At 37.7% G+C, this 13,707-nt stretch carries 15 protein-coding genes; 13 read left to right on the top strand and 2 right to left on the bottom strand.

Annotated features, from left to right (window positions below):
* Positions 1 to 61 precede the first annotated feature (61 nt).
* Together V1502_RS18970 and V1502_RS18965 are read right to left on the bottom strand one after the other, a co-directional pair.
* Positions 62 to 1,123 (bottom strand): LysM peptidoglycan-binding domain-containing protein, encoded by a 1,062-nt coding sequence (locus tag V1502_RS18970; protein ID WP_409252152.1) that lies wholly within the window; start codon positions 1,121 to 1,123, stop codon positions 62 to 64.
* Between the two features lie 90 nt (positions 1,124 to 1,213).
* On the bottom strand, positions 1,214 to 2,005 hold the full coding sequence (locus V1502_RS18965; protein WP_409252151.1) for an SGNH/GDSL hydrolase family protein: 792 nt from the start codon (positions 2,003 to 2,005) through the stop codon (positions 1,214 to 1,216).
* 230 nt (positions 2,006 to 2,235) lie between these two features.
* Here V1502_RS18965 and V1502_RS18960 point away from each other — a divergent pair, with 230 nt between their 5' ends.
* The 13 genes from V1502_RS18960 to V1502_RS18900 all read left to right on the top strand — a co-directional run bounded on the left by V1502_RS18960 (position 2,236) and on the right by V1502_RS18900 (position 13,690).
* Entirely contained in the window at positions 2,236 to 2,982 is a 747-nt protein-coding gene (locus V1502_RS18960; protein ID WP_409252150.1) for a YveK family protein, read from the top strand.
* Positions 2,975 to 3,673, top strand: a complete 699-nt coding sequence (locus V1502_RS18955) for a CpsD/CapB family tyrosine-protein kinase (protein ID WP_409252149.1) — start codon at positions 2,975 to 2,977, stop codon at positions 3,671 to 3,673. The genes V1502_RS18960 and V1502_RS18955 overlap by 8 nt, the downstream gene beginning before the upstream one ends.
* 99 nt (positions 3,674 to 3,772) lie before the next feature.
* Entirely contained in the window at positions 3,773 to 4,540 is a 768-nt protein-coding gene (locus V1502_RS18950) for a tyrosine-protein phosphatase (protein ID WP_409252148.1), read from the top strand.
* 249 nt (positions 4,541 to 4,789) lie between these two features.
* The gene (locus V1502_RS18945; protein WP_409252147.1) at positions 4,790 to 4,933 is read left to right on the top strand and encodes a hypothetical protein; all 144 of its coding nucleotides are present in this window, start codon (positions 4,790 to 4,792) and stop codon (positions 4,931 to 4,933) included.
* Positions 4,934 to 5,042: 109 nt separating this feature from the next.
* Positions 5,043 to 6,863 carry a polysaccharide biosynthesis protein gene (locus V1502_RS18940; RefSeq protein ID WP_409252146.1) on the top strand — a complete coding sequence of 607 codons (1,821 nt, stop codon included), beginning with the start codon at positions 5,043 to 5,045 and terminating at the stop codon, positions 6,861 to 6,863.
* Between the two features lie 12 nt (positions 6,864 to 6,875).
* Positions 6,876 to 7,769, top strand: coding sequence for a UTP--glucose-1-phosphate uridylyltransferase GalU (gene galU / locus V1502_RS18935; protein ID WP_409252145.1), 894 nt, complete (start codon positions 6,876 to 6,878; stop codon positions 7,767 to 7,769).
* Positions 7,770 to 7,907: 138 nt separating this feature from the next.
* Positions 7,908 to 8,138 carry a type IV pilin protein gene (locus V1502_RS18930; RefSeq protein ID WP_409252144.1) on the top strand — a complete coding sequence of 77 codons (231 nt, stop codon included), beginning with the start codon at positions 7,908 to 7,910 and terminating at the stop codon, positions 8,136 to 8,138.
* Positions 8,139 to 8,823: 685 nt separating this feature from the next.
* Positions 8,824 to 9,939, top strand: a complete 1,116-nt coding sequence (locus tag V1502_RS18925; RefSeq protein ID WP_409254393.1) for a DegT/DnrJ/EryC1/StrS family aminotransferase — start codon at positions 8,824 to 8,826, stop codon at positions 9,937 to 9,939.
* Positions 9,939 to 10,640, top strand: a complete 702-nt coding sequence (locus tag V1502_RS18920) for a sugar transferase (RefSeq protein ID WP_409252143.1) — start codon at positions 9,939 to 9,941, stop codon at positions 10,638 to 10,640. Before V1502_RS18925 ends, V1502_RS18920 begins: the two co-directional genes overlap by 1 nt.
* A 23-nt stretch (positions 10,641 to 10,663) precedes the next feature.
* Positions 10,664 to 11,545: a glycosyltransferase gene (locus V1502_RS18915; protein ID WP_409252142.1), complete on the top strand. Its 882-nt coding sequence runs from the start codon at positions 10,664 to 10,666 to the stop codon at positions 11,543 to 11,545.
* 1 nt (position 11,546) lies between these two features.
* Positions 11,547 to 11,999, top strand: a complete 453-nt coding sequence (locus tag V1502_RS18910; RefSeq protein WP_409252141.1) for an adenylyltransferase/cytidyltransferase family protein — start codon at positions 11,547 to 11,549, stop codon at positions 11,997 to 11,999.
* Entirely contained in the window at positions 11,986 to 12,819 is an 834-nt protein-coding gene (locus V1502_RS18905; protein WP_409252140.1) for a hypothetical protein, read from the top strand. The genes V1502_RS18910 and V1502_RS18905 overlap by 14 nt, the downstream gene beginning before the upstream one ends.
* 49 nt (positions 12,820 to 12,868) lie before the next feature.
* The gene (locus V1502_RS18900; protein ID WP_409252139.1) at positions 12,869 to 13,690 is read left to right on the top strand and encodes a phosphorylcholine transferase LicD; all 822 of its coding nucleotides are present in this window, start codon (positions 12,869 to 12,871) and stop codon (positions 13,688 to 13,690) included.
* Positions 13,691 to 13,707 lie beyond the last annotated feature (17 nt).

Raw genomic sequence — 13,707 nt, 5'->3', positions numbered from 1 at the left:
GTTTAAGAAAAGAGCCTAATAAAAAGAGGTCCGGATTGATTCCGAGACCTCTTTTCTCTTATTAATAAAAACGTTTAAAGCCATCAAACTTCGATTTCCAGTATGAGTGATCCAAACTGGTGATCTGCACACCGCTGTCGCCTGCATGGATGAACTTGTTGTCCCCGACATAGATTCCTACGTGTGATATTCCTTTTTTATATGTATTTTCAAAGAATACGAGATCGCCAGGCTCAGGTTTGTCTACATAATAGGATCGGTTATAGTATCCGCCGCTTGATTGCCTGCTGATATTCATGCCTGCTTCTTTGTATACATAGTAGATAAAGCCGCTGCAATCAAATCCACCTGCTGAGGAGCCTCCCCAAGCATAGGGGGTTCCGATATGGAATTTTGCTTCTTCAAGAAGCTCTTCGACGTTGACTCCCAGATTATCACTCTTTGCCTTATCCTTTGCAGGTTCCTTAACAGTTGAAGGATTAGCATGGATCTTCAATTTCTGCCCTATGTAAATGGTATCATTCTTGAGTTTATTCCATTCTTTAAGCTGAGAGACCGTGACATCGTGATTAAGTGCGATACGCAGCAGGGAATCTCCCGACACCACTGAGTACGTTGTTTGAGCTGTGCTTTCTTTAGGTTCAGCTGCCTTCTCTTCCTTTTTATCAGAAGATGCTGGTTCGGAAGAAGAAGAAACCGTCTTTCTACTGACAACAAGCTTTTGCCCTGGATAAATAAGATAATCGTTCAGCTTGTTCCAGCTTTTTAACTCTGCCAGAGTGATAGAATGATTATTGGCAATACCAAGCAATGTATCACCGGAAACCACCTGATAGGTCTTCTCTTGAGTAGTCTGTTCTTTAACTTCTTTGGTTGTAGTCTTTGTTGTAGGCTGGGCTTTAGCAGGAGTCGATCCGTCAATCTTCAACACCTGTTTAGGAAAAATGACATCCGAAGATAATCCGTTAAGCTTTTTCAGTGAATTGACAGTGGTGTCGTATTTCTTGGCAATGGACCAGAGTGAGTCTCCACTTTCGACTTCATGCGAACTTGCCTCTGCAGCAACAGCATAAGAAGTGGAAATGGCAGCAGTAGCGGCGACAGTAAATAACACCTTTTTCACATTATTTCTCCTTTTGTCATAATATAGTAGTTTATGAGTATTTTACCACGTTAGTGTAGGAAAAGGGAAAAATGAGAGCCAGAAAAACGATTACTCTGAAATTAAGTAAGAAATAATGGCATCAGCCCAAGCTTTTTGTCCAAGCTCATTAGGACTGCTTTGTTCATCGAGATAATCTATCACTTCTTCATTATCTACATCGGGCCAGTTATCCCAATGATTAATATAAGTGAAACTATTTTCAGCCGCAAATTGTTCCAGTGCATCAATTTGAGCAGCATAATTCACAGGCTGATATAAAGGTTGTGATGGTGTCAAGATGAACTCTACATCAGGGTGATCTGCAGAGACTTCACTAACAACTGTAAAAATATTATCTAGTGAATCTTCAATTCTGATTTTACCATTGTCATTCAATGTTAAAGGCTCAAAGATCACAAGGTCAGGTTTAGAAGCAGCTATCTCTTCTGCTTTATCTTCTAAAACGAAATCCAAGGAATGAGAACCATACGAAAGACTACTCAATTCTATAGTCTCTTTAAAGGTTTCTGAAACAGCAGCCGCCACAAGGTCATTCCAGCCTGGGTCAACAGCATCCATTGCCTGGGAACCAACAATGACAATATTTAATTTTTCTCCCTTAGCCAACTTTTCTTGGTAGGAAGATTTAAGTTGCTCTGACCAGTTGCCTGTGAAACTCATATAGTCCTCCTGGTTAAGGGAGGTGTCTACCTCATTATCTAAATCAGAATTTTCACCTTGCTCAGAGCTTTCAACAACATTCGGTGTGGTGAAAGACTGAATTTTTTTCCAATGAAGATTTCCATAAATGATAACTCCAATGCATAGTGAAAATAATAAAAAGACAGATAATTTCTTCATTACTTCTCCTCCGATTCCAAGATTATGTATGGAAAATGAATCCATATAAGAAAAAGGTATTCCAAAAAATTGGTACATGATGTTTAATTAGTACTAAGAAAGTGGTTTTTACAAATCTATTAAAATTATGACAATTTTTTCAGTAAAAGACAACAATTTTTCCGATATATCCCAACGCAATATGATATAATACAACAGGATTTTATATAAAAGGAGTTTAGGAGGCTATCATGGAAGAGACGATAAGCTTAAAAGAGTTATTTGCAACAATAAAGAAGAGAATGAGCATGATCTTGATTTTGACTCTGATTGCAGTAACGGTTAGTGCCGCGGTCAGTTATTTTGTTTTAACACCAATATATCAGTCTTCAACTCAGCTGCTGGTAAATAAATCGAATCAGGAGCAAAACAATTATAATGTAGGAGAAGTACAAACAAACCTTCAATTAATTAACACCTATAATGTAATCATGAAAAGTCCTGCTATTTTGGATAAAGTGGTAGAGGAACTAGACTTGGATATGACAGCCAATGCATTAAATGGAAAAGTCACCGTCCAAAGTGAGCAAAATTCGCAAGTTGTAAATGTAATCGTTCAAGATGAAAATCCAAAACAAGCAGCAGAAATTGCCAACAAAATTGCAGAAGTTTTTCAGCGTGAAATTGTCGAAATTATGAACGTGGACAACGTGAGCATCCTTGCAAAAGCGGAAATGGGAGAAAATCCATCACCAATTAAACCACAGCCTCTATTAAATATTGCCATTGCTTTAGTAGTAGGGTTGATGGCGGGTGTCGGATTGGCATTCTTACTTGAGTACTTAGATAACACAGTCAAAACCGAGCAGGATATCGAAAAAGGGTTGGAGCTTCCGGTGTTGGGTGTAATCCCGCGTATGGATGATAAAGAATTTTCAAAAATAGCACACCGCCAAGAAAGAACGGCTAGAAGAAGAGGTGAAAGTGCCAGTGTTTAAGCGTAACAAGAAAGCAGTCAACAGCAATCAAAGAAAACTAATCACCAAAGTTAACCCAAAATCTCCGGTTTCTGAGCAGTTTAGAACGATCCGGACAAATATCCAATTTTCAACAGTGGACGAAGAATACCGCACATTAATGGTTACGTCATCTGGTCCTGGAGAAGGTAAATCGACAACCGCGGCCAACCTGGCTGTCGTGTTTGCGCAGCAAGGAAAAACCGTTCTGTTAGTCGATGCAGATATGAGAAAGCCGACGGTCCATTATACATTTAACTTTACCAATACGTTTGGTTTAACAACTGTGCTGACAAGGCAGTCGGAGTTGAAAGAAACCGTGAAAGACAGTGGAATTGAAAAGCTTCACATTATGTCGAGCGGTCCGATACCGCCGAACCCGGCCGAACTACTTAGCTCCAAGGCGATGACAGTATTTCTGGAAGAAGCAAAGAAAGAGTATGACATCATCATTTTTGATACGCCACCTGTTTTGGCAGTGACAGATGCTCAAGTCATGGCGAATAAGTGTGATGGAACGATCCTGGTAGTTTCAAGTGGAACGACAGAAATGGATGCTTCCAAAAAGTCGAAGGAAAGCCTTCAGGCTGCGAAGGCAAAGCTCTTAGGAGTCGTGCTTAATAATAAAAAACAATCAGAAACCAGCTATTATTATTACTACGGAACGAATTAGACAAGATTCGACAAAAATAACCTGTTTACAAAATATGTCGAAATGATATCATTAGAAAAGCCAACGATATAGGACTTAAGACACAGAGGAGGGAATAGGATGATCGATATACATTGTCACATATTGCCGGGAATTGATGATGGAGCGAAAACAATGGAAGACAGTGTCGAAATGGCAAAAGCAGCCGTAAATGAAGGGATTCATACCATCATCGCGACCCCCCATCATAAAAACGGGAAGTACAACAATAGCAAGTCGGACATCCTTCCTCTCGTAAATAGTGTGAATGAGAGATTGGAAAAAGAAAAGATTGACCTAACGATCCTTCCAGGGCAGGAAGTCCGTATCTATGGAGAAGTGGTAGAGGACTATAAAAATGGAGAAATTCTGCCGCTGACAAGCGAGTCACAATACGTATTCATTGAATTCCCATCCAACCATGTGCCGAGGTATACAAACAGACTTCTTTATGACTTGCAGGTAGCTGGATTAAATCCAGTCATCGTTCATCCAGAGCGTAATTCCGAGCTGATAGAAAGACCGGAGAAACTGTATGAACTTGTGAAGAATGGAGCATCCACGCAGGTAACGGCCTCCAGCCTGACTGGTTATTTCGGAAAGAACATTCAAAAGTTCTCCAGACAGATCATTGAAGCCAACCTGGCTCATTTTATCGCATCAGATGCGCATAATGTCCATAACAGAGGCTTTAAAATGGAAGAAGCCATGGTATTAATTGAAAAACAGTATGGAACTGATCAACTTTACTACTTCATAGAAAATGCAGAACTATTAATAGATGGACAAACAATATTCAGGGAAATTCCCGAACCTATTAAAAAGAAGAAGTTTCTGGGGTTGTTCTAAAATGAATAAACTAGCTATATGTGAGCTAGTTTTTCTTTTGGAAAGATTCAACTTAATGTGAAAATATTAACAAATGCAAAAAACTTGGTTATGTCTCCTACCCGTTATCGTTGGAGGCACTCGATCATGCTGTGGGCTGGCAACTGTCAGACCTTAGACATCAATTGTCAATAGTATGGTGTGAGGATGGGTTAGATGCCCATTATTTACCCTTAAGTGAATGTAATAAACCAATAAAGGAGATTTTCTTTGAAAAAGTTTCATGAGATGCCGAAGACCATTCAAAAAACTGTCCGATACATCTATCAAGATGCTCCGATAGAGAAGCTGGAAGAAATACAAAAATTAATCGCAAAAGCAATCGAGACACGGCTGCAAAAGAAAACAAACTAACCTATGAGATATGTAATGAAAGGATAATAACCAAATGGTTGTGGCTTTTCATTACATATTTATACTTTGCCAATGTTCAAGAAAAATAATCAGTAAAGAAGGGATTTCATTGAGTTATCAGAAAAGGGTATCACTGTTGATGCTACTAGACTCCGCGATTGTCATCAGTGCAATTTATCTTGGGTATTACATCCTTCATCCTTATTTGAGTATCTATACCCTGCCGATTCTGGCTGTCAGTTCGATTGCCCTGTTGGTAAGTCATCATTTATTTGCTTTTATTTATCATCTCTATCACAAGGCCTGGGAGTATGCCAGTATCGGTGAGATGATTGCGATCATCAAAGCCGTTACGTTTTCGATTGTTGCAGCCTCTGTTGTACAGTTAGCGGTTATGGGCCATGTGTATGTCCGTGTCATGGGAATTACATGGATGATGCACGTGATCCTGATCGGGGGATCGCGATTTGCATGGAGGATGTATCGTGATTCCTATATAAAATCAAAAACAGAAAAGAAGAAAGCGTTGATTATTGGGGCAGGTGCTGCAGGAACGATGCTTGTTCGTCAGCTTTTGAAAAACAATGATACAGAAATCGAACCGGTTGCTTTTGTCGATGATGATTTAACCAAACTAAAACTGCAAATCTATGGTGTAAAAGTTGAGGGAGGGACCTCGGATATTCCAGCTATAGTGGAAAAGCACAACATAGAGAATATCATTATTTCGATTCCGTCTCTTAGTAAAACAGAAATTCAAAAGATCTATCAAGAATGCTGCAAAACAAAAGCGAAAACGCAAATTATGCCAATGATTGAAGACATAGTCACTGGAAAGGTATCTGTCAACCAGTTCCGTGAAGTTCAAGTGGAAGACCTCTTGGGAAGAGATCCAATTGAGCTGGATATGAAGAGTATTTCACAAAAGCTCACAGGGAAAACGATCCTTGTCACCGGTGCAGGTGGATCGATCGGTTCCGAAATCTGCCGTCAGGTCAGCAAGTTTAAGCCGAAAAAGCTACTATTGTTAGGCCACGGAGAAAATTCCATCTACACGATCGATATGGAGCTGCGTAATAAATATCAACATGAGTTTGAAATCATACCTATTATTGCAGATGTTCAGGACCGCAGTCGTATCTTTGAAGTGATGGAAGAACATGCTCCGGATGTTGTCTATCATGCAGCAGCACACAAGCATGTGCCTCTCATGGAGTATAACCCGAAAGAAGCAGTGAAGAACAATGTAATCGGAACAAAGAATGTCGCTGAAGCAGCGGACACATTCGGCGTAGATACGTTTGTCTTGGTATCCACTGATAAGGCGGTTAACCCAACCAATGTTATGGGATCAACGAAGCGTATTGCGGAGATGGTCATCCAGCACCTGGATAAAGAAAGCCGGACGAACTTTGTAGCCGTCCGTTTCGGAAACGTACTGGGAAGCCGAGGAAGTGTCATCCCGCTATTCAAAAAGCAAATCCAGGCAGGCGGGCCGGTAACGGTTACCCATCCGGATATGACCCGTTATTTCATGACAATCCCGGAAGCTTCACGTCTTGTCATCCAGGCAGGAGCTCTTGCCCGTGGCGGAGAAATATTCGTCCTAGATATGGGGGAACCGGTGAAGATCGTTGATTTAGCGAAAAACTTGATACAACTTTCCGGTTATACAATAGAGGAAATTGGATTGAAATTCTCCGGTATCCGTCCTGGTGAGAAGATGTATGAAGAGCTGTTAGGCGAAAATGAAGTTCACAGTGAAGCGGTGTTTCCAAAGATCTTTATCGGTAAAACGGTTGAGTTTGATTATGAAAGAATCTATAACCTGGTTGAAAACCATGCAAGCTTTGAACCTCATTATTTAGCACAGTATGTGTTGGACTTGGCGAATAAACAAGAAACCTTATTAGTGAAAAGTGCGAACTAAGGAGTGGATGAAATGAAAAAGGTCAGAAAAGCAATTATCCCGGCGGCTGGATTAGGTACAAGATTCTTGCCGGCAACAAAGGCACAGCCAAAAGAGATGCTGCCGATTGTCGATAAACCTACCATTCAATACATCATCGAAGAAGCAGTATCTTCCGGTATCGAGGATATCATTATCGTAACCGGCCGGGGCAAAAGAGCGATCGAGGATCACTTCGATAAATCCTATGAGCTGGAAGAAACACTTGTAAAAAAAGAGAAGTTTGAGCAGCTTGAAGAAATTCAAGGAATTTCAAAGCTGGCGAATATACATTATATCCGCCAGAAAGAACCACTTGGACTGGGACATGCTATTGGATGTGCGAGTCGTTTCATCGGGGATGAGCCATTTGCTGTCTTGCTTGGAGATGATATCGTCAACTCACCTGATAAGCCAGGTCTTAAACAATTGATTGAAGTATATGAAAGATATAACTCTTCCGTTATCGGAGTACAAGAAGTGGCAGACGAAGATGTATCGAAATATGGTGTCATCTCAGTCGGCCGCGGGGAGATGGAACCGGGTGTGTTCGGAATCGATAACCTGGTTGAAAAGCCGAAGAGAGAAGAAGCCCCTTCTAACTATGCCATCATGGGACGATATGTCTTAAGACCGGAAATCTTTGAAGTGCTAGAAAACCTCCCTCCTGGAGCAGGCGGTGAAATCCAGTTGACAGATGCCATCAAGAAATTGAATGAGCAGCAGATGGTTGTTGGTTGTGAGTTTAAAGGTGAGCGTTATGATGTTGGGGATAAATTTGGGTTTATTAAGGCTACTGTCGAATTCGCACTTCAGCGTGAGGATTTGAAGGGGAATGTTTTGGCTTATTTGGAGGGTATTTTGCGTGAGGAGAAGGTTGGGCTTTAGTTTGTTAAAGGCTAGTTTTTTCCTTATTATATAGTTTTTTGGATATTGGGTTGTTTTTTCGAACAACCTCATGGATTTAATCTTTAAACATCTTGGTCTTTAACATTATTTCTATAAATTGTTGGAGGAGATCAAGGTATGAAGTGGTTAAAGAGAGTCATTTCTTTTGTTTCTAAGAAGCATGGATTCACTCTTATTGAGTTAATGGCTGTTGTTGTCATAATTGGAATTTTCAGTTCGATTGCAGTATTTCTTTGTTGGGGGTTATGGAGAAGACTGAGGGAGAAGATTGTGAAGCTAATCGGTTGCAGCTGGAAAATGAATACCATCAAGAATGGGTTATTAATGAGGTGGAGCATTCTGATTTGAGGTTCACCTCTTATTTTGTGAAGTTTAGTGAGGTGTGTCCTGTTATTGGAGATATTACTTATGTTGATGGGCATGTTGAATCTAGTGAGCATGAGGAAGGTGACTCTGGTGAGGAAGACGAGGAGGTAGAGTTCCGATTTTGTAGATGATTATTTAAAGGGACAGACAAGGTTGTGTTATTGATATACATCTAATTCCCTTTTGCTGATTGAATGTTGGTGGCAAGTCAGAATGCTTAAGAGATAGCATCTATATATTATATGGTTTTCATTGAGTAATCAACTAATTATACAATATATGTATATTATCTATTACTTATAATGGTTTTGAGGTTACTATGATTTAGATAAATAGATATAAAAACACTTGTTTGTGAATAAATGGATTTTGAAAACGTTGATTTGACGGTTTTTTTAGTGTGAATATTGCGACATAGGAAGAGTAGCGTTTCGGGAACTGAGAATTGCGCTTAGAATGAACGCTAGAAACTTTGTGAGACAAGGATATGAGGGGGCATTTAGAATTATAGATTGATTGAATAGATATTACGAGCTGGCTATCAGTAGTAGATAACAATTTTAGTGGTTTAGTAGTTGGTTAGAAGGAAGATCTTCTAAATAAGTCCTAATCTACTAAAATATTAACTTAACTAGGGAAGGAAGTCTAGAAAATGGAATCGACAAAAGTGAAAGAAAGAATATTCCTCTCTTCACCACATATGAGTGATGAAGGTTACGAAATGCAATATGTTAAGGAAGCTTTTGATACAAACTGGATTGCTCCCCTTGGTGAAAACGTAAATGGATTTGAAAGAGAGCTTGCTGAGAAGGTTGGCTCTAAATCTGCAGCAGCACTTTCATCTGGAACAGCTGCTATTCACCTAGCTCTTAAAGCTGCGGGAGTAGGGGAAGGGGATATTGTGTTCTGCCCTACACTTACTTTTTCTGCTACTGCAAATCCAATCATCTATCAAAACGCAGTTCCTGTTTTTATAGATAGTGATTATGAAACTTGGAATATGAGTCCGAAAGCATTGGAAGAAGCGATTGAAAAGTATCCAGAAGTGAAGGCAGTTATTGTCGTTCATTTATATGGTCTATCCGCAGATATGGATAGGATAATGGAAATTTGTAAGAAGCATAATGTTGCGGTAATTGAAGATGCGGCTGAGTCTCTGGGTACTTACTATAAAGGTAAGCATACTGGAACTTTCGGTGACTATGGCATCTTCTCTTTTAATGGAAACAAAATTATTACAACTTCTGGGGGCGGAATGCTTGTTTCTAATAATGAAGAAAGAATTGCTAAGGCGAGATTTTGGGCCACTCAATCTCGTGACCAAGCTAGGCATTATCAACATAGTGAATTAGGGTTTAATTATCGAATGAGTAATGTTGTGGCTGGGATTGGTAGAGGTCAGCTAAAAGTGTTAGACCAAAGAGTTGCCAAGAAGAACTACATTTTTGAGTTCTATAAAAGAGAGCTTGGTGACCTTGATGGTGTTGAATTCATGCCTAGTAATGATTGGGATAAACCAAACTATTGGCTAAGCTCGATGACTTTGACAGGCAAGATAAGGCCAATCGACATTATGGATTCTCTTGAAGAAGAGAATATTGAATCAAGACCAGTGTGGAAGCCAATGCATATGCAGCCGTTTTTTGCGAAGTATGACTTTGTTGGTATGGGTGTTTCCGAGAAGTTATTCGAGAATGGTGTGTGTTTGCCTTCGGATACGAAAATGACGGATGAGGACTTAGAAAGAGTCGTAAAAAATATCAAAGGGTTGTGGTTAGAATAATGAAGATTTCCAAAGGTGGTATTTATAGAAGGTTATTAAAAAGACCGATGGATTTTATCCTATCATTAATTGCTATCTTTATCCTAAGCCCGGTATTGTTAGTAGTTGCTGTTCTGGTTAGGGCAAAGCTCGGAAGTCCTATTATATTTAAGCAACAAAGGCCGGGTTTGAATGAGAAGATTTTTACAATGTATAAGTTTCGGACGATGACAGATGAGAAAGATGAAAACGGTGATTTACTTCCCGATAGTGTTAGGTTGACTAAGTTTGGAAAGTTACTACGTGCTACTTCATTAGATGAGTTACCAGAACTATTTAATATTTTAAAAGGTGATATGTCTATAGTTGGGCCTAGACCTCAACTTGTAAAAGATATGGTATTTATGACACAAGAACAAAAAAAGCGACATGATGTGTTGCCAGGACTCACTGGTTGGGCTCAAGTTAATGGTCGGAATTGTGTTACATGGGAAGAAAAATTATCGTTAGACCATGAATATGTCCAAAATATCACTTTTATACATGATTGGAAAATCATTTTTTTAACAATTACAAAAGTCTTCATTAGAGATGGTATTAGTGCGGAAGGAATGGACACGGCTGAAGATTTTGGTGATTATCTTCTTAGAGAAAAAAAGATAAGTGAAGAAGAATATTTTTCTGGTATGGAAGAAAGCAAACAATTGCAAACAGGTAGTTAATTTTTATACTGCAGGAGGATGAAATGGCTTTCAAAAAAGAAAACGTTAGTATGGTAGATACAAAGTTTTCTGTATCAATGTGTGTTTATAAATACGATAATTCTGAGCATTTTAAAGAAGCTTTAGAAAGTGTTATAGATCAGACTAGAATACCTGATGAAATTGTATTGGTTGTTGATGGCCCAGTCCCAAATACTACAAATGAAGTAATAGAAAAGTATGAAAACATACCATTTTTTAAAGTAATCAGGCTGTCAGAAAATGTAGGGCATGGTGAGGCTCGTAGAATTGGTTTGGAAAACTGCACCAATGATTTAATTGCTTTAATGGATGCAGATGACATTAGTGTGCCGGATAGATTTGAAAAGCAGATCAAATGTTTTGAAAGTAATCAGAACGTTAGCATCATTGGTGGTAACATAAAAGAATTTATTAATTCTGTCGAAAACATTGTGGGCATTAGAGAAGTGCCACAGAATGATGAAGAAATTAAGCAGTATCTGAAAAAAAGATGTCCTTTCAATCAAATGACGGTTATGTTTAAGGGATCCGAAGTGAAAAAGGCTGGGGGATATAAAGACTGGTACCACAATGAGGATTATTATCTCTGGATTAGAATGTATCAGAGTGGTGCTGTTTTTATGAATTTAGAAGAGCCCTTAGTCTTAGTAAGAGTTGGAAGAGAAATGTATAGTCGCCGCGGTGGTTGGAAGTATTTTAAAAGTGAAGCTAAACTTCAAAGGTATATGTTCAATAGTGGAATTACTACTTTTGTTACTTTTGTTAAAAACGTATTGATCAGACTGATTCTTCAGGTATTAATGCCCAATAGATTAAGAGGATTTATCTTCAAGAAATTTGCGAGAAAGAGTGAATATAAAAATAATAATTTAAGGAGTGTATGAAATGGAAAAAAAATATAATGTGGGCTATACAGCAGGTGTATATGATTTATTTCATAATGGCCATTTGAATTTATTGAAAAGAGCAAAGGAGCAATGTGATTATTTAATCGTAGCAGTTAGTACGGATGAACTTGTAATGAAATATAAGAATAAAACACCCATTATTCCTTATGAAGAACGTAAAGCAATCGTTGAATCTATTAAGTATGTTGATGAAGTTGTTCCGCAGGTAAATAGAGATAAAATAGAAGCCTATAAGAAATATAATTTTGACGTAATGTTCGTAGGGGATGATTGGAAGGGCAGCGATGTCTTCGAAAAAGTGGATAATTTTATGCGTGAACGCGGTGGATGTGTTGAATTTTTACCATATACCCAGAATGTATCTTCAACTATATTAAGAGATGTTTTGAATAAGATTTATAATGGAGAAAAAGAAAATGTTCGTGTATAAACAATGGGAATATTTTTGTGAGAAGTTAAGCGACAATGGAATAAATAGTGTAACTGCTGCATCTGTGCTGAAAACTAAACAGGAAAATCCCTTTTTAATACTAAAACATGATGTGGAAACCAATCCCTCTAAAGCATTAAAGTTGGCACAAATTGAAAGTAAGTATTCACATCAAGGATCGTATTATGTTCAAGCTTATTTACTTGAAAATAAAAAGAATGTAGATATTTTAAAAAAGATTCAAAGTTTGGGCCACGAAGTTTCTTATCATCATGATGTAATGGATAGTAATAAAGGGGACATAAAAAAAGCGCAACAAGAGTTTCAAACATATGTAGATCTTTTTGAAAAACACGGATTTTCCATAGAAACTGTCTGTCAACATGGGAATCCTGTTATCGAGAGAGAAGGATATTCATCAAATCGTGACTTTTTCAGAGATAAATTAGTGGCACAAACTTATAAATACATTTCCGAAATTATGGTAGATTTTAAGAATAGAATAAATATTAATTACAAATATATTTCTGATGCCGGATATGGCTGGAAAATAATATTTGATCCTGAGAATAATGATGTGGTGAAGAGTGATGACAAGAATACATCACTAGGAGACCTAAATAGAGTCTACGATGTAATTACTAGTGGTGACTCAGTTATAGTCAGCACACACCCACACAGGTGGAATAGTAATGAGGTAAGTGCCCAAATAAAAGATACAGTTTTTAAGATAATAAAGAATATAGCCAAATTAATGTTAAAGGTTCCTTTAATGAAGAGATTAATGGGTAGATTTTATTACTTAGCAAAGAAGATATAATATTTTATATAGGTTAACTTCTTTAAAGTATGAATAAAGGAATGACAATATGAATCAGCAAACAATAAAAGATGTTCAAAATAAAATATTAGAAACCATGAAATTTATTGATAAGGTATGCCGCGAAAATAATATTGAATATTATATTATGGGTGGAACCGCTCTAGGAGCTGTTAGACACGGGGGGTTTATTCCATGGGATGACGATCTTGACATATTTATGACACCTAATAATTATGAGAAATTCAAGGCCGTGTTTAATCGGAAAAATAGTGATAAGTTTGTACTACAGGAATGGAAAATTGTTAACGACTATCTAGAATATGCAAAAGTCCGAATGAATGGTACAACATTCATTGAAGAAGTTTATAAAGACCGTAAAGATATGCACCATGGGATTTATGTTGATATAATGATTCTTCATAAATGTCCTAATAATAAGTCAATACAGAAGGCGATTTATTATGCATCTAAATATGTAACACTAGTTGCACTTTCACAAAGAAATTGGAAACCTAAAAATCTAAAACAGAAAGTAGCTTTAAAGTTATTAAGTGTATTGCCCAATAAATTTATTTCAAAACAATGTTATAAACTAATTTACAAGTATAATAGTTTAAACAAAAACTTCGCATATTGTTATTTCATTACTAAGGCTAATTTTAAACAAGGTATCTTTGATCGGAGTATGTTTCAACATACAATTGATGTTCCCTTTGAAGATACTGTTTTAATGGGGCCAACTTGTATAAAAAATTATCTTGAATTCAGATATGGTAATTACATGAAATTACCATCAATAGAGGAACAAAAATCAGCAGTTCATGCGGAAATCTACAATACCGAGATAGGGTTTAAAGAATATCTATAATAGGATAGAAGTGCTTT

Source organism: Rossellomorea sedimentorum, assembly GCF_046237645.1.
Lineage (GTDB): Bacteria > Bacillota > Bacilli > Bacillales > Bacillaceae_B > Rossellomorea > Rossellomorea sedimentorum.
Note: the sequence above shows the minus strand (reverse complement) of the source record. Positions and strands in the feature narration are given on the sequence as shown.